Genomic DNA, 16,617 nt, shown 5'->3' with positions numbered 1-16,617 from the left:
GCAAACGTGGCTGGACGGCGGAATGGTCGGCCGACAAGTCGGCCGCCCGAATCATCCCGACCCCCGGCTTCACCGGGAAACGCGTTTTCGATCATCTTCTGACACTGGTCGAAGACACGGCTGCCAATGAGATTGTTGATGACATAAAGAAAATTGAGCAGCAAACTGGGATAAGTGAAACAACGAAAAAAGCGCTCATTGACGCACGGATCGGCCAGGGCGAATTCCGGGAAGAACTGGAAAAGCGCTGGAGTCAGGCGTGTTCGTTAACTGGCTGCAAAATCAGGGAAATTCTCCGCGCGTCGCAGATCAAGCCGTGGAAAGACTCCTCCGACAAAGAGCGACTTGATGCCGAAAACGGGCGTCTTCTGACCGCAAACCTGGATGCCGCGTTTGACCGAGGGCTGATTTCGTTCTCCGATCAGGGAGAAATGCTGGTTTCCGATCAGCTTTCTGAGGAGCAGCGCGCGGAACTTGGCATTCCCCGGCCGATGCGTGGCAAACGCCCAACCCAGAAACAGACAACGTATCTTCGTTTCCACCGGAAACATTGGGGTTTCCGGTGAGGCGAGCGGCGACGAGCACTGCCGACGACGCGGTTTCCGGCGTGCCGGCATCGAAGGGCGGCGTGGGCGCGTATTCGATGCCGCGTCATGATTCCTCTCCTTGTGATGATCTTCTCGGCGCCGTTCACTCTCCGGCCCGCGCCCGGGAAGATCGGTGGCAAAGACAGGCTCTCGCTTTTTGTGTTCGGATGCAGTTTTCTATTTTCTGGCATTTTCTGGTTCAACCATCACCGGCGGCTCAGTCTCACCAACGCGAATAGCCGTAATCACTGTGCAGAGGCACTAGCTGCATTTCGACCAACCGCAGTGAAAACATGAGAGACAGCCTGCTTCCTTGACCAATCCCGGCTGGCTGCATTTCGGACAAATCGGGCCGACCAGCCCGCCACGCGACGGCACCGCCTTATCGTCTGCCAAGGTGTCGTCCAACAGCGGCATGGCGAGAAATCCGGTCGAGATCATATGACGTTCAATGACATCGCCGATCGCCGCAACCAGTGAGGGCACATAGCGGCCATTATGCCAGTGTCCGCCACGCGGGTCGAAAACCTGTTTCAGCTCCTCCGCGACAAACCCGACATCGCCGCCGCGACGAAACACCGCGCTGATCATCCGCGTCAACGCCACCACCCAGGCATAATGCTCGAGATTCTTCGAGTTCACGAACACCTCGAAGGGTCGCCGTGTGCCATCGTGCTCGATATCGTTGATGGTGACGTAGAGCGCATGCTCGCTGTCCGGCCAACGCAATTTGTAAGTGGCCCCGGTAAGTTTTTCGGCGCGTAGCAGAAGCTCCGGCCCGGTTAGCGAGGGCGGCGCGGCGGCGGTCGGCTTGACTTCGAGCACCGAGCCAGTGATCGCGTTCGGACGATAGGTCGTGCAGCCCTTGCAGCCGGAACGATAGGCGTCGCGATAGACCTCTTGAAAATCGGCAAAGGAAATATCTTCGGGCACATTGACGGTTTTCGAAATCGCACTATCGACATGGCGCTGCACCGCCGCCTGCATGCGCACATGCTCGGCTGGCGTCAGATCCTGCGCGGTGACGAAATGCGCGGGCAGAGGCGCTTCCGGCCCAAACATGTCGCGATAGAGCCTGACCGCGTGATCCGAAACCTCCTCCTCGCGAAGCGACCCATCGGGTTCGCGGACCTTGCGGGTGTAGCTATGGGCGAATACCGGCTCGATGCCGCTCGAGATATTGTCGGCAAGCAGCGAGATCGTGCCGGTCGGCGCGATCGAGGTCAGCAGCGCGTTTCGGATGCCGTTTTCGGCGATCAGCGCGCGCACGTCTTCGTCGAGTTCGCGCACGCTCTCGCCGGCGAGATAGGCATCGCGATCGAAAAGCGGGAACGCGCCTTTTTCGGCGGCGAGATGGGCCGAAGTGAGATAGGCGACGCGGTTGACACGCCGCGCCCACTCACCCGCAACCGCCGCCGCCGACGGCGAGCCATACCGTTCGCCGCACATCATCAGGGCGTCGGCAAGCCCGGTGACGCCAAGCCCGATGCGCCGCTTGACCATCGCCTCGCGGCGCTGCGCCTCGAGCGGAAAGCCAGAAACGTCGATGGTATTGTCCATCATCCGCACCGCCGTTGCGACCAGTTCGTCGAGCAACGCGGTGTCGAGCCGCGCACGCGCGCTGAACGGCTCGCGGATCACCCGCGCGAGATTGATCGAGCCGAGCAGACAGGCGCCATAAGGCGGCAAGGGCTGTTCAGCACAAGGGTTGGTCGCGTGGACGGTTTCGCAATAGGCGAGATTGTTGCGGGCGTTGATGCGATCGATGAACAAAACGCCCGGCTCGGCATAATCATAGGTCGCGCGGGTGATGCTGTCCCAAAGCGCGCGGGCGCGCACGCTGCGATAAGTCTTGCCCTCGAAGCGAAGCGGCCAATCGGCATCGGCGTCGATCGCCGCCATAAAATCATCGGTGACCAGAACCGAAAGATTGAAATTGCGCAGCCGCCCGGGCTCGCGCTTGGCGGCGATGAACGCCTCGATATCGGGGTGATCGCAGCGCAACGTCGCCATCATCGCGCCGCGCCGGGCGCCCGCCGACATGATGGTGCGGCACATCGCATCCCACACATCCATGAATGAGAGCGGGCCCGAGGCATCGGCGCCGACCCCCTTGACCACCGCCCCCTTGGGCCGGAGCGTCGAGAAATCATAACCGATGCCGCCGCCCTGCTGCATGGTGAGCGCGGCTTCGCGTAAATGCTCGAAAATACCGCCGAGATCGTCCGGGATATCGCCCATGACGAAGCAGTTGAAGAGGGTGACGCGGCGGCCGCTGCCTGCGCCCGAGAGAATCCGCCCAGCCGGGAGAAAGCGGAAATCCTCGAGCGCGACGTAAAACCGCTCCTCCCACGCCGCCGAATCGCGCTCGGGGGCGGCGAGCGCGCGGGCAACCCGCCGCCAGCTATCCTCAAGGCTGCGATCGAGCGGCGTGCCATCGAGCGATTTCAGGCGATATTTAGCATCCCAGACCTGGCGCGAAATCGGCGCGATGCGCGCGGCGGCGCCGGTTTCGGCTAATGGGATATCCATCTCGTCCCTCCTCGATTGAAATCTGCAAAGCAAGCTGCCGCGACGCTCATCCGGGCCAGGCGAACGCGACCTGGCCAGCGGGCGACCCGACTCCGGTGGTGCCGGAGTATAGGATTTTCTCGTGCGGAGGGTAAGGCAGGGCTGGCGCGCGCGTCGCGGATTCGCCGATGAAAGTTCCTCGGCTTCTCAAAAAAAATAAATCTATTTCAATAGATTATCGGCTCTGCGGGGAAATCGGATGGCCCGGCATCACCGCCTCACTGCCATCTGGATTGGCCCCTCGCGCCGGCCATGGGTGAATTGATCGACCAGCGGATTGCCGCTCGCCATCAAATCCGCGGCCGCCCCCTGCCAGACGATCCGGCCGCCATAAAGCATCGCCGCCCGGTCGCCGATGCGCCGCGCGCTCGCCATGTCGTGGGTGATGGCGATCGCGGTGCTGCCGAGGCGCTTGACGCAATCGACGATGAGCCCATCGATCACCGCGCCCATGATCGGGTCGAGCCCGGTCGTCGGCTCGTCGAAAAACAGGATATCGGGTCGCGCCGCGATGGCGCGGGCGAGGCCGACGCGCTTTTGCATCCCGCCCGAGAGTTCCGCCGGAAACAGCGGTGCGACATCGGCCCCGAGCCCGACCTGCGCCAGCACCTCGATTGCCGCCGCGCGCGCAGCACGACGCGTGATCTGATGGCGCGCGAGTAAGCCGAAGGCGACATTCTCCCAGACTGGCAAGCTATCGAACAGCGCCGCATTCTGAAACAGCATGCCAACCCGCGCCCGCACCGCGGACAGCGCCTTGCCCGAAAGCCCGCCGAGGGCGACACCGTCGATCTCGATGGTCCCCGCATCCGGCGTGATCAAGCCGAGAATGCACTTGATCAGCACCGATTTTCCTGAACCCGAGCCGCCGATCACGACCAGCGAGGTACCCGCCGCGATATCGAGATCGATCCCAGCCAGAACCTGTTTATCGCCAAACGCCTTGGTGAGGCCGCGCAGGCGGATCATCGGAACCGCCGCGCTCATCGCGTGAAAAACATTTCCGTGAGCACGTAATCGAAAGCGAGGATCAGGACCGAAGCGCTGACCACCGCGGCGGTGGTCGCGGTGCCCACTCCTTCGGCGCCGCCGCGGCTGTTATAGCCGAAAAAACACCCCATCAGCGCGACCAGAAAGCCGAACACCGCCGCTTTCACGAGGCCAGACACTACGTCCATCGTCTGCATGAAGGCCAGCGTGTTGGAGAGATAGGTATAAGGGTTGAAGCCGAGCTTGGCGGTCGCGATGATGAAGCCGCCGAGCACGCCGATGATGTCGGCAATCAAGACGAGCAGCGGCAGCGCGATCGCGGCGGCGAGCAGGCGCGGCGTCACCAGGTATTTCATCGGGTTGGTGGAGAGCGTTGTCAGCGCGTCGATCTGGTCGGTGACCCGCATGGTGCCGATCTCGGCCGCCATCGCCGCACCCACGCGTCCCGCGACCATCAGCCCGGCGAGCACCGGCCCCAGTTCGCGCGTTACCGACAGCACCACGAGATTGGCGATCGCGCCCTCGGCGGAAAACCGGGCAAAGCCCGTGTAGGATTGCAACGCCAACACCATGCCGGTGAATACCGCGGTCAGCGCGACCACCGGCAAGCTGAAATAGCCGATCTCGATCAGAGCGCGGGCGAACATCCGCCCATAATAGGGCGGGCGGATGAGGTGCGAGATCCCCTCCAGCGTGAACAAGGCCAGCCGGCCGGCGAAACCACAGGCATCGAGCACGAAGCGGCCGAGCGCCGCGAGCGCCGTGAGCGGCATCGGCCTAGAGCGCCGCGGCGGGAAGCACGACGCGGACGATGCGCGCGCCGAGCCCGGTTAGGATTTCATAGGGCGAGGTATCGAGCAGCGCCGCGATCCGCTCGGGCGGCATCGCCGGGCCGATCAGCTCCAGCCAGCTTCCCGAGCCGATCGCGGGATGGCCAGTGATATCGCAGGTGGTGAGGTCCATGGAGACACGCCCTACCAGCGGAACCGGGGTGCCGTCAAAAAACGCGCTCCCCCGGCCGGCGAGACGGAACGGCCAGCCATCGGCATAGCCGATGCCGAGGGTCGCGATACGGCTCGGCCGCGCCGCGCGCCAAGTTGCGTTATAGCCGACCGGGGCCCCCGCAGGCACATCGCGCACTTGCAGCACACGTGCCCGAAGACGAAAGGCAAGGCGCATCGGATTAACGGCGTGCGGCGTCGGGTTGATGCCATAAAGCGCCGCGCCGGCGCGGGCGAGATCGGAGGCGAAGGCCGGGCCGAGGAAAATACCCGAAGAATTGGCAAGGCTGCGCTTGGCCGGCGGCAAGCGCGCGCAGGCTTGCGCAAAACGCTGGCGCTGCGCCGCGTTCAGCGGATCCTCCGCGGTCTCGGCGGCGACGAGATGGGTCATCACAAAACGGAGATCGAGATTTTGCAGCGGCTCGGGCGCCTGCGCGAGGCGATCGAGTTCTGCCTCATCGAGCCCGAGCCGCGCCATCCCGGTATCGATGTGAAGGATCGCCGGCAAGCGCCGCCCGAGACGGCCGGCCGCGGCAGCGAAGGCAGTGATTTCGGCGAGGGTTCCGAGCACCGGCACGAGATCGTGATGCACGAACGCCTCGATGACATCGGCGCCAGGAGCCGGGCCGAGTCCCCCCAGAACCGCGAGCATCGCCCCCGGGATCGAAGGCCTGAGCGCCAGCGCCTCCCCGAGATGGGCGGTGAAGAAATGCCGGCATCCGGCGGCGAACAAGGCCGGCGCGACCAGCGCCGCCCCCAACCCATAGGCATCGGCCTTAACCACCGCAGCGACCGCGCCGCCGGCATGGCGGGCCAAGAGATCGCGCCAATTGGCGATGATCGCCGCCTGATCGATCTCCAAGACCGCACTCGCGCCGGGCGGAACGCGGGGCGACCCCATAGGGGAGGAAATCATGAAAAATGTTCTTTTTTGAAAAAAAGAACCGAAAAACTTTTGTTTGTTGGGCAGTGCCTGCGGCACTGCCCGCGCCGAGACCTGGGGGACACGTCTTTTTGCTTCTTTTTCTTCAGAAAAAGAAGGCTCTTACCTGCCTTAGTGAATATCATCACCATGATGATCCGGATCGAGATCGGCGAAGCGAGTAAATTCGGCCTCGAAAAAGAGATCGATCTTGCCGGTCGGGCCATGACGCTGCTTGGCGATGAACAATTCTGCTTTGTTATAAACACGATCCATATCGCGCTGCCACTTGGCGAGCGCGTCCTGATATTTCTCCTCCGACTCGAAAGCGAGCTGCTTCGGCGCGCGTTGTTGGAGGTAATATTCATCGCGATAGATGAACATCACCGCGTCGGCATCCTGCTCGATCGTGCCGGATTCGCGCAAGTCCGAGAGCTGCGGGCGCTTGTCCTCGCGGCTTTCGACGGCGCGCGAGAGCTGCGAGAGGGCGATCACCGGCACCGCCAGCTCCTTCGCGATCGCTTTCAGCCCTTGAGTGATCTGGCTGATCTCGAGCACCCGGTTTTCAGGGCGCGTGCCGGCGGCAGGCCGCATCAATTGCAGGTAATCGACCACCACCAAAGCAAGGCCACGGGTGCGTTTGAGCCGGCGGCAGCGGGTGCGCAGCGCCGAAAGCGTGATCGCCGGGGTGTCATCGATCTCGAGTGGCAGGCCGGTCAAAGTGCGGCTGACTTCAACGAAGCGATCGAAATCGCGCTGGGCGATGTCGCCGCGGCGAATGCGGTCGGCGCTGATGCGGGCATTTTCCGCGAGGATACGCGAGGCAAGCTGCTCGGCGCTCATTTCGAGCGAGAAGATCGCAACCGCCGCCTTTGGCGCCGCACCCAGCGCCTCGGCGCGAAGGGCCTGCGCCGCGCCAAAGGCGATCTTGGTCGCCAGCGCCGTTTTGCCCATCCCCGGCCGGCCGGCGAGGATCAGGAGATCGGAGGGATGCAAGCCGCCGAGACGCTGGTCGAGATCGCGAAGCCCGGTCGAAAGGCCGGAGACATGGCCGCTCCGCTGAAACGCCCGCTCGGCGCCGGCGATTGCCTCGGTGAGCGCGCGGTCGAAGGTAACGAAGCCCCCTTCCGCCGAGCCACGGGTCGCGAGGTCGAACAAAGCCTGCTCGGCGGCTTCGATCTGTGCCCGGCCGTCGATCGCGTCTTCGTCGCCGAAGGCACGGTTGACCACGACCTCGCCGAGATCGACGAGTTGGCGGCGGATCCAGGCGTCGTGAATGGTGCGGCCGTAATCGCCGGCATTGATGATGCCGACCATGGCGCCGAGCAACTGCGCGAGATAGGCGGTGCCGCCGACCTCGGCGAGGATGCCGGAATGCTCGAACTCGGCTTTCAGCGTCACCGCGTCGGCGAGCTGCCCGGCCTCGATGCGGCGCGCGATCGCCTGGTAGATGCGGCCATGGATCGGATCGGCGAAATGCTCGGGCGCGAGAAATTCGGAAACCCGCTCATAAGCCTTGTTATTGGCGAGCAGCGCACCGAGAAGGGCCTGCTCGGCCTCGAGATTGGCCGGCGGCAGGCGGAGCGCGACACCGCCAGCCGGCGACGAGGGATCGATCTTGTTCATGCCCGTCGCACTCTAGCCCGTCGCGCGCCCGCTGTCCTGGCCGCGCGCCCTGTGGATTGGGTGAATAAAGGGGATGGTTTGCCGGGAGCGCCATTCAGCGCGGGTCGGAAAATTCCTCTGCCCGGCGCCGATGAGCGACGCGGTTGAGAACGCCGTTGACCAGGCCGGGCTCCTCGCCAGAGAAAAATCCGTGCGCGATGTCGAGATATTCATTGATCACGACCCGCGCCGGCGGCCCGTCCGGCATCAGGATCTCGGCGACGGCGGCGCGCAAAAGCGCCCGCAACACCGCATCGAGGCGCAAGAGCGGCCAGTCTGGCGGCAAGGCCTCGGCAATCTCGGCATCGAGCGCCGCGTCGCTCGCGGCAGCGCGAAGGATGCGGGCAAACAGCGTGACCTCCGCCTCCGGCACCCTCCCCTCGGCGAAGCCACCCGCCCCCGGCGGGTCGCCGAGACGGTGGCGGATGAATTCTTGCATCACCGCCTCGATGCTCTGCTCGCGCTGCTCGGCCTGGAACAAAGCCTGCACTGCCGCGACCCGTGAGGCGGTGCGGGGGCGTGGGCGCGCGGTCATCGGCCTCGTCCGCCCATCACAGTGCCCCGAGACGCCGCCCGGCAGCAATCTGCTTGAGCACCGCAACCGCGGCTTCGGCGCCCTTGTTGTGACCATCGCGCCCCGAACGCGCTTCTGCCTGCGCGAGCGTGTCGACGGTGAGGAGCCCAGTGCCGAGCGCGATGCCATAGGTCAGCGAAAGCTGCATCAATCCATTCATCGCCGCGCTGCAGATGAATTCATAGTGATCGGTTTCGCCACGGACCACGCAGCCGAGAGCGATGAAGCCATCGAAACGCCGCGCGCCGCGCAAGGCGAGGCGGATTGCCTGGGCGAGTTCATAGGCGCCGGCGACATCGATGGTCTCGTGCGTCGCCCCAGCGGCGTCCAAAATCTCCGCAGCGCCTCGCGAAAGCCCATCGACCACCGCCTGATAATAAGGGGCGCGAACGATCAGCACGGTGGGCGGCGGGCCGGCGATCTCGGGTGCGCGCGGCAGCGCCGCGTCTTCGGTGCTCATCGGCGGGTCTCCGCCGCCGCGATCGGCCGCTGCTCGACGATTTCGATGCCGTAGCCGTCGAGACCGACGATGGTGCGCGGCGTGTTCGAGAGCAGAATCAGATCGCGCACGCCAAGATCGAGCAAGATCTGCGCGCCGATGCCGTAATTGCGGAGTTCGAGCGGCGGCCGCTCGGCAGCGGCGAGCAAGCGCACGCGCTCGGAAAGTGCGTGCGGCCGATGCTCGCGCAGCAGGACCACAACGCCGCGTCCCTCGCGCTCGATCATCGCCATCGCGCCATGCAGGCTGGAGCTGTGGGCGCCGCCGAGAATGTCATCGAGAAGATCGACCGCGTGCATGCGCGCCAGCACCGGCCCGGGGGCCGCGAGATCCCCCTTCACCAGCGCCAAATGCTCGGCCTCCTCGACCTTGGTGCGATAGACGACGAGCCGCCAGGCGCCGCCGATCGCGTCGGCGATCACGCCCTCCTCGACCCGGCACACCAGCTTCTCGGTGCGTCGGCGATGGGTGATGAGATCGGCGATGGTGCCAAGCTTGAGGTTGTGGAGCTGCGCGAAAGCAACGAGATCGGGCAGCCGCGCCATGCTGCCGTCGTCGTTCATGATCTCGCAGATCACCCCCGCGGGGATCAGGCCGGCGAGGCGGGCGATATCCACCGCCGCCTCGGTATGCCCGGCACGCACCAAAACGCCGCCCTCGCGCGCGGCAAGCGGGAAAACATGGCCCGGCGTGGTGATGTCGGCTCGCGTCGTTTCCGGGTTGATCGCGACCGCGATGGTATGAGCGCGGTCAGCGGCGGAAATGCCGGTGGTCACGCCTTCGCGTGCCTCGATCGAAACAGTGAATGCGGTCTGATGGCGGGTGCCGTTCGACTGGCTCATCAACGGCAGACCAAGCTGCTCGATCCGCGCGCCGGTAAGCGCAAGGCAAATCAACCCGCGCGCGTGCCGCGCCATGAAATTGACCGCATCGGGCGTTGCGAACTGCGCCGGGATGACGAGATCGCCCTCGTTTTCGCGATCCTCGTCATCGACGAGGATGAACATCCGCCCAGCCTGCGCCTCCGCGATCAATTCCTCGGCGGTCGCGAAATAGGTCGAGAGATGGGCGGTTTTCAGCGTATCCGGCATGGTTTCATCCTTCATGGCCGCGCCTGGAGCCGCGCGACATAGCGCGCCAGCAGGTCGATTTCGATATTCACCGCCATCCCCGGCGCAAGGGTGCCAAACCCGGTGACCGCGGCGGTATGCGGAATGATATTGACGCCAAACTCATTCTCCGCCGCGCCCCCCGGCGCCCCGACCTCATTGACCGTCAGCGACACACCGTCGATCGCGATGCTGCCTTTTTCGGCGACGAACCGGGCAAGGGCGGCGGGCAGGCGGAAGCGAAAGCGCAGCGAGCCATTCTCAGGCGCCACCGAGAGGGTTTCGCCGACGCCATCGACATGGCCGGAGACGAGATGGCCGCCGAGTTCGTCGCCGAGGCGAAGGGCGCGTTCGAGATTGACCGGGCTGCCCACCCGCCAGCGCCCGAGGGTGGTGCGCGCGAGCGTCTCGGCCGACACATCGGCGGCGAACCAGTCCGCCCCGCGCGCGACCACGGTCAAGCAGCAGCCCGAACAGGCGATCGAGGCGCCGAGCGCAATGGCGCCGGTATCGGGCCAGGGGGCAGCGATGACGAGGCGCATATCGGCGCCGGCGCCGAGCGGACGGATCTCGCGCACGTCTCCCAGCGCGCTGATGATACCGGTGAACATCTATTCCGTCCTCTCGAACTCGCTCAAAACGTCATCCCCGAGCAGGGTCACGGCGCGGCGGGAAAAGCGCGGCATGGCGGCGAGATGCGCAACGCCGAACCCCTGCGCCGCTGGCCAGCCATCGCCGCCCATCACGGTGGGGGCATGAAACCAGGCGAGGCGATCTACCAGATCGTCACGCAGCAGCGCCGCCGCAAGCTGCGCCCCGCCTTCGACCAAGAGACGGGTGATGCCGGCCTGGCCGAGGGCGCGCAAGCCGGCGGCGAGATCGATCCCGGCCTCGGCGCCGGGCAGCAAAAACAGCCGCGCGCCGAGATCAGCGAAGGCGCGCTTGCGCGCGGCATCGGTGCGGTCATGGACGAGAAACCAGACCGGCCCGAGATCGAGGCTCGCCATGACGCTCGCCGTCATCCGGGTGCGAAGATGGCTGTCGGCAACGATCCGCACCAGCGGGCGGGCGCGATAGCCCGGCAGGCGGCAGGTGAGGCGCGGATCATCGGCGAGCAGGGTGCCGACCCCGACCAACACCGCATCATGTCGGCCGCGCAGCGCGTGCGCGGCACGGCGCGCGGGCTCGCCGGTGATCCACTGACTCTCGCCGGCGCGGGTCGCGATGCGGCCATCGAGGGTGGTCGCGAGCTTCAGCGTCACCAGCGGCCGGCCGCGCGTGACCACGCTCACGAAGCCGGCGGCGAGAGCGGCCGCCTCATCCGCCAGAATCCCCTCATCGACGGTGATCCCGGCGGCGCGCAAGGCGGCGATGCCAGCGCCGTTGACGCGCGGATCAGGGTCGCGAAGCGCGACAACCACCCGGGCGACGCCGGCCGCGATCAGCGCCTCGGTGCAGGGGGGCGTTTGGCCGGTATGGCAACAGGGTTCGAGGGTGACATAAACGGTCGCCCCATGCGCCGCCCCCCCGGCCATGGCGAGCGCCGCGGTTTCGGCGTGCGGGCGGCCGCCGGGGGCGGTCGCACCCCGGCCGACGACGCGGCCTTCGGCGCCGACGATGACACAGCCGACGGCGGGATTGGGCCAGGTCTCGCCGAGCCGGCGCGCCGCCAGCGCGAGGGCGGCGCGCATGTGATCCCGATCCTCGTCGGCGAGATCACCCCTGATCATCGAGCGAGCCGAGGAAGGCCTCGAAATCCTTGGCCTCACGGAAATCGCGATAGACGCTGGCGAAGCGCACATAGGCGACTTCATCGACCTCGCGCAGCGTCTCCATCACCGCTTCGCCGATCTGCTGGCTTGCGATGTCGTTTTCGCCGCTCGCCTCCAACTGACGGACGATGCCGTTGACGATGCGCTCGATCCGCTCCTCCTGCACCGGGCGCTTCCTGAGGGCGATGCGCACCGAGCGGGCGAGCTTATCGCGCTCGAACGGCACCCTTCTCCCATCTGCCTTGATCACGGTGAGTTCGCGAAGCTGCACCCGCTCGACGGTGGTGAAACGCTGGCTGCAGGCCGGGCAAAAACGCCGCCGCCGGATCGCCGCCCCGTCATCGGAGGGACGGCTATCCTTGACCTGGGTATCCTCATGCCCGCAGAACGGACAGCGCATCGTCTCAGCGTCCGGCGTCCAGGGTCGGCGCGAACGCTGTATAGATCGGAAAACGCCGGCAAAGTTCGCGCACGCGCGCCGCAACCGCGGCCTCGGCGGCGTCATTGCGGCCATCGTTGCTGGCGCTGAGGCCATCGAGCACGTCCCCGATCATTTCGCCGACAGCGCGGAACTCTGCCGAGCCGAAGCCGCGCGTCGTCGCCGCCGGGGTGCCGAGACGGACGCCCGAGGTGATCGCCGGCTTCTCCGGATCAAAGGGGATCGCATTCTTGTTCGCGGTGATGCCTGCGCGCTCGAGACTGGCTTCCGCGGCCTTACCAGTGACCCTTTTGGGGCGCAGATCGACCAGCATCAAATGGCTGTCGGTCCCGCCGGTGACGATCGCGAGACCGCGTTCGACCAATGTCGCCGCGAGTATTTTGGCGTTTTCCACCACCTGCGCCTGATAGGCGCGAAACGCCGGCGTCAACGCCTCGCCGAACGCCACCGCCTTGGCGGCGATGACATGCATCAGGGGTCCGCCCTGAAGCCCTGGGAACAAGGCCGAATTGATCTTCTTGGCAAGCTCGGGATCGTTGGTCAGCACCATACCGCCGCGCGGGCCGCGCAGCGTCTTGTGGGTGGTGGTGGTGGTGACATGGGCATGCGGCAGCGGGCTCGGATAGAGCCCGGCGGCAACGAGACCTGCGAAATGCGCCATATCGACCATGAACCAAGCGCCGACCGCGTCGGCAACCTTGCGGATACGGGCGAAATCGATGACCCGCGGATAGGCCGAGCCCCCGGCGATGATCAATTTCGGCCGCTCGGCGTGCGCGAGACGCTCCAATTCCTCGTAATCGAGCAGACCATCCTCGCGACGGACACCATACTGCACGGCGCGGAACCATTTGCCCGAGAGATTGGGCGCGGCGCCATGGGTCAGATGGCCGCCGGCGGCGAGTGACATGCCGAGGATGGTATCGCCGGGCTGGAGCAAGGCCAAGAATACCGTCTGATTGGCCTGCGCCCCGGAATGCGGCTGGACATTGGCGAATTCGGCGGAAAACAACGCCCGGGCGCGCGCGATCGCCAGCTCTTCCGCGATATCGACGGCAGCGCAACCGCCGTAATAACGACGACCAGGGTAACCCTCGGCGTATTTGTTGGTGAGCACCGAGCCTTGCGCTTGCAGCACCGCGCGCGAGACGATGTTTTCGCTCGCGATCAGCTCGATCCCGTCCTGCTGGCGGGCGAGTTCACGCGCCACCGCCCGCGCCAGCTCCGGATCCGCCGCATCAAGGGATGCCTCGAAAAACCGCGCCCGCTCCGGCGCCTCGAGATGCTCACGCATTGCCTGCCCTGCTCTCCACTGAAAACCGCTATCCCACCGCAGGCTCTAGCACCGCGCGCGGCGAGGGGAAACCGCGAAGCCGCGGGGCCAGGTCCGCGAAATCGGTGCCCCGGCCACCGCGGCGCCAGACTACGGCATGCCGCCGCCCATCCCCATGCCGCCAAAGCCGCCACCCATCATGCCGCCGGCGCCGGGCACTGTGCTGCCCATGCCGGCCCCGTTCATCCCCATGCCCGCCATCATGCCGCCGAACGGATTGATCATGCCAATGCCGCTCACGATCTGATCCCAGGCCGAGACGTTGCCGCCCGGCGACGGCGTGATACGATCGACCACCCTGACCGGCAACGCGTCCTTCTGGCCGAGCGTCTTGATCGCCCGCAACACACCTTTATCGTCAAAGGTCAGGACCACCACCTCCTGATTGGCGACGTGGAGAGTACTGGCGACGATCGGCTTGGTTATTTGGCCAATATAAATCCAAGTATTGTCGTCGAAGGTCGCCTTCGAGGTCGGGGTGCCGAGCAGAGATTGCGCGTCCGCGCGCGTCGACACACCCGGCACCAACTCGGCGAGCTGATCAGGGTCGACGGGGTTGCCGCGCACCTGCGTCTGCGGCGCGAGGGGGCCGCAGGCGACGACGCCGAGCAGGACGAGCAACGCGAACAGGCGAACGGAAGCGGCGAACATCAGCAAACCTCGGCAATGTGACCGAACTCCCGGCGGCGGATCGCAGCGCCGGCATTTGACCGGCGAAATCCAAGCGCTATGTCTCGCCCGCGGCCTCGCGCGCGACGGCGGGAACGGGAGTGCCGCGACCGAGGCACCGGGTCAGCCCTCTTTTTCGGCGATCGCGGGGCAGCATGCAAGACGATTTCAACGCTCGGGTCGCCTGCGCGCGCTCGGGAGTTGCGAGGAGATCGGGTGAGGTGGCGGATTTGGCTTTCTGGCGGCGCGGAAGACGGCACGAACGGGCGGGATTCACCCTCTACGGCCACGCCGTGAGCGCGGCCCGGCGGCCATTTTTCTACGATGTCCTTGCCGTTCCCGACACGCTCGATGGCCGTTTCGATCTCGTCGGGCTCCATGTCGCGCTCCTCATCCGCCGGCTCCGCCATGACCGCGAGCCCGGCCCGGCTTTGGCGCAAGCGGTGTTCGACGCCATGTTTTCCGACATGGACATCAATTTGCGCGAACTCGGTGTCGGCGACATGTCGGTCGGGAAAAAGGTGCGCGCAATGTGGGAGGCGTTTCACGGCCGTGCCCGCACCTATGAGACAGCGCTCGACGCTGGCGACGCCGGTAGCCTGGCCGCGGCGCTCGCGCGCAATGTCTGGCGTGGCGGCACGGCACCGCGCGCGGCAATGCTGGCCACGATCGCGATCGCAACTGATGCGGCCCTGACGCGCCAAGCCCTCGCCCGCTTCGCTGCCGGCGAGGTCGCTTTCCCGCCCCCCGAAACCCTTGCCGGCAGCGACGCATGATCCCGGAATTCCACCGCCCGCGCGCGCGGGCGAGCCTCGCCCCGGCCGGCGAGACGGTGGCGATCGCGGCCCGCGGCGCTGAACGCGCGGCCCTCGCCCGGCGCTTCGATCTCCCCGCCATCCGCCATCTCGCGGCGCGCTTTCATCTCCTGCCGGCGACCGATGGCAGCGTGCTCGCGAAAGCCCGCCTCGTTGCCCGTTTCACGCAAATCTGTGTCGTCACCCTAACCCCCTTCCCAGCGACGATCGCGACCCCCTTCACGCTCCGCTTCGTCCCCGCCGGGCGCGAATCCGAGGGCGACGATCCTGAGGCGATCGATACCGTCGGCGTTACCGCCGGCGTGCTCGATCTCGGTGAGGCGGCGGCGGAGCAATTCGCGCTTCTCCTCGACCCCTATCCACGCCTGCCGGGGGCGAGCCTGCCGGCGGACTACGCGCCCCGGCCGAACGCCGACCCGCAGGCCGCCAACGGAGCCCTTCCCTTCGCCGCCCTTGCCGCGCGCCTGCACTCCCGCCGGGGCCGATAGGCCACGCCATGCTCGCGCTCTATATTCATTGGCCATTCTGCCGCGCCAAGTGTCCTTATTGCGATTTCAACAGCCATGTCCGCGAGCGGATCGACGCCGGACGCTTCCTTGCCGCGCTCCGCGCCGAACTCGCGTTTGAGGCGGCGCGGCTTGGCCGCCAGCGGCTGGCTTCGATTTTCTTCGGTGGCGGCACGCCGAGCCTCATGCCGCCCGAGGGCGTCGCCGCCCTGATCGCCGACGCAACCCAGCTTTTTGCGCCCGAAGACGATCTCGAAATCACCCTAGAGGCCAACCCGACCAGCGTGGAGGCAGAAAAACTCGTGGCCTTCCGCGACGCCGGCGTGAACCGCCTTTCGCTTGGCGTGCAAAGCCTCGACCCCGCCGCCCTCGCCTGGCTCGGGCGCCACCATTCAGCGGCCGAGGCGATCGCGGCGCTCGAACTCGGGCGACGGATTTTCCCCCGCCTTTCCTTCGATCTCATCTACGCCCGGCCCGACCAAAGCCTTCCCGCCTGGCGCGACGAATTGCGGCGGGCGCTTGCCCTCGCCGCCGATCATCTGTCGCTCTATCAGCTCACCATCGAACCCGGCACCGCCTTCGAGACCGCCTTTGCTCGCGGCGACATCATCCTCCCTGACCCCGAGCATGCCGCAGCGCTCTATCACGCAACCGCCGAGGAAGCGTCGCGGTTCGGGCTCTTCAGCTATGAAATCTCCAACTACGCCAGACCCGGCGCCGAAAGCCGGCACAATCTCGCCTATTGGCGCTACGCTGATTACGTCGGCATCGGCCCCGGCGCGCATGGCCGGCTTTTCCTCGGGGGGATGCGGCTAGCAACGCGCCGCCATCGCGCCCCGGAAACCTGGCTCGCGCAGGTGGAACGCGAAGGCCACGGCAGCGTCGAGGAAACCGCGCTCACTGCCGCCGAACAGGGGCGCGAAATGCTACTGATGGGGCTGCGGCTCGACGAAGGGATCGATCCCACACGCTTTCAGCACATCACCGGCCGCCCGCTGGTCGCGGCGATCGACAGCGAAACCCTCCGCGCGGCAGAGGGGGAGGGATATCTCGCCTGGGACGAAACCGGGCGGCTCCGCGCCTTGCCCGCCGGGCGGCTTCGGCTCGACGCTTTGCTCGCCGCGCTGCTCAAGTAGTCTTATTATTTAGGCGGGCGTGTTCTTAA

Annotated in this window: 17 protein-coding genes; 4 read left to right on the top strand and 13 right to left on the bottom strand. The window is 66.0% G+C overall.

Annotated elements, in window-relative coordinates:
- On the top strand, positions 1-566 hold a 566-nt coding region (locus tag ACP5M5_RS12645), incomplete at its 5' end, for an HNH endonuclease (RefSeq protein WP_427937902.1).
- 282 nt (positions 567-848) lie between these two features.
- On the opposite strand, the gene ACP5M5_RS12640 is transcribed toward ACP5M5_RS12645, so the two are convergent.
- From ACP5M5_RS12640 to ACP5M5_RS12580, 13 genes are all read right to left on the bottom strand, one after another.
- Entirely contained in the window at positions 849-3,119 is a 2,271-nt protein-coding gene (locus ACP5M5_RS12640) for an adenosylcobalamin-dependent ribonucleoside-diphosphate reductase (protein ID WP_427937901.1), read from the bottom strand.
- A 249-nt stretch (positions 3,120-3,368) separates the two neighbouring features.
- Positions 3,369-4,145: an ABC transporter ATP-binding protein gene (locus ACP5M5_RS12635; protein WP_427937899.1), complete on the bottom strand. Its 777-nt coding sequence runs from the start codon at positions 4,143-4,145 to the stop codon at positions 3,369-3,371.
- The gene (locus ACP5M5_RS12630) at positions 4,142-4,921 is read right to left on the bottom strand and encodes an MlaE family ABC transporter permease (protein WP_427937897.1); all 780 of its coding nucleotides are present in this window, start codon (positions 4,919-4,921) and stop codon (positions 4,142-4,144) included. Before ACP5M5_RS12630 ends, ACP5M5_RS12635 begins: the two co-directional genes overlap by 4 nt.
- Positions 4,922-4,925: 4 nt before the next feature.
- Positions 4,926-6,065, bottom strand: coding sequence for an alanine racemase (gene alr, locus ACP5M5_RS12625; RefSeq protein WP_427937896.1), 1,140 nt, complete (start codon positions 6,063-6,065; stop codon positions 4,926-4,928).
- Between the two features lie 138 nt (positions 6,066-6,203).
- The gene (locus ACP5M5_RS12620; protein ID WP_427937895.1) at positions 6,204-7,697 is read right to left on the bottom strand and encodes a replicative DNA helicase; all 1,494 of its coding nucleotides are present in this window, start codon (positions 7,695-7,697) and stop codon (positions 6,204-6,206) included.
- 94 nt (positions 7,698-7,791) lie between these two features.
- The gene (nusB, locus tag ACP5M5_RS12615) at positions 7,792-8,271 is read right to left on the bottom strand and encodes a transcription antitermination factor NusB (RefSeq protein WP_427937893.1); all 480 of its coding nucleotides are present in this window, start codon (positions 8,269-8,271) and stop codon (positions 7,792-7,794) included.
- Between the two features lie 16 nt (positions 8,272-8,287).
- Positions 8,288-8,770 carry a 6,7-dimethyl-8-ribityllumazine synthase gene (ribH, locus tag ACP5M5_RS12610; RefSeq protein WP_427937891.1) on the bottom strand — a complete coding sequence of 161 codons (483 nt, stop codon included), beginning with the start codon at positions 8,768-8,770 and terminating at the stop codon, positions 8,288-8,290.
- Positions 8,767-9,900 carry a 3,4-dihydroxy-2-butanone-4-phosphate synthase gene (gene ribB, locus ACP5M5_RS12605; protein WP_427937888.1) on the bottom strand — a complete coding sequence of 378 codons (1,134 nt, stop codon included), beginning with the start codon at positions 9,898-9,900 and terminating at the stop codon, positions 8,767-8,769. The genes ribH and ribB overlap by 4 nt, the downstream gene beginning before the upstream one ends.
- An 11-nt stretch (positions 9,901-9,911) precedes the next feature.
- Positions 9,912-10,529, bottom strand: a complete 618-nt coding sequence (locus tag ACP5M5_RS12600) for a riboflavin synthase (RefSeq protein WP_427937886.1) — start codon at positions 10,527-10,529, stop codon at positions 9,912-9,914.
- The gene (gene ribD, locus ACP5M5_RS12595) at positions 10,530-11,648 is read right to left on the bottom strand and encodes a bifunctional diaminohydroxyphosphoribosylaminopyrimidine deaminase/5-amino-6-(5-phosphoribosylamino)uracil reductase RibD (RefSeq protein ID WP_427937884.1); all 1,119 of its coding nucleotides are present in this window, start codon (positions 11,646-11,648) and stop codon (positions 10,530-10,532) included.
- Complete coding sequence (gene nrdR, locus ACP5M5_RS12590; protein WP_114912329.1) at positions 11,635-12,090, bottom strand: transcriptional regulator NrdR; 456 nt, start codon at positions 12,088-12,090, stop codon at positions 11,635-11,637. Before nrdR ends, ribD begins: the two co-directional genes overlap by 14 nt.
- Positions 12,091-12,094: 4 nt before the next feature.
- Entirely contained in the window at positions 12,095-13,423 is a 1,329-nt protein-coding gene (gene glyA / locus ACP5M5_RS12585) for a serine hydroxymethyltransferase (protein WP_427937882.1), read from the bottom strand.
- 129 nt (positions 13,424-13,552) lie between these two features.
- Positions 13,553-14,113: an outer membrane protein assembly factor BamE gene (locus ACP5M5_RS12580; RefSeq protein WP_427937880.1), complete on the bottom strand. Its 561-nt coding sequence runs from the start codon at positions 14,111-14,113 to the stop codon at positions 13,553-13,555.
- Positions 14,114-14,352: 239 nt separating this feature from the next.
- On the opposite strand from ACP5M5_RS12580, the gene ACP5M5_RS12575 reads away from it, so the two are divergent.
- From ACP5M5_RS12575 to hemW, 3 genes are read left to right on the top strand one after another with little or no spacing between them, the layout of a single operon-like run.
- Entirely contained in the window at positions 14,353-14,907 is a 555-nt protein-coding gene (locus ACP5M5_RS12575) for a ubiquinol-cytochrome C chaperone family protein (RefSeq protein WP_427937878.1), read from the top strand.
- Complete coding sequence (locus tag ACP5M5_RS12570) at positions 14,904-15,434, top strand: YceD family protein (RefSeq protein WP_427937876.1); 531 nt, start codon at positions 14,904-14,906, stop codon at positions 15,432-15,434. Before ACP5M5_RS12575 ends, ACP5M5_RS12570 begins: the two co-directional genes overlap by 4 nt.
- Positions 15,435-15,442: 8 nt before the next feature.
- Positions 15,443-16,588, top strand: coding sequence for a radical SAM family heme chaperone HemW (hemW, locus tag ACP5M5_RS12565; RefSeq protein WP_427937874.1), 1,146 nt, complete (start codon positions 15,443-15,445; stop codon positions 16,586-16,588).
- The last annotated feature ends 29 nt before the right edge of the window (positions 16,589-16,617 follow it).

The sequence above is a fragment of the Acidibrevibacterium sp. genome (assembly GCF_049965395.1).
Lineage (GTDB): Bacteria > Pseudomonadota > Alphaproteobacteria > Acetobacterales > Acetobacteraceae > Acidibrevibacterium > Acidibrevibacterium fodinaquatile.
Note: the sequence above shows the minus strand (reverse complement) of the source record. Positions and strands in the feature narration are given on the sequence as shown.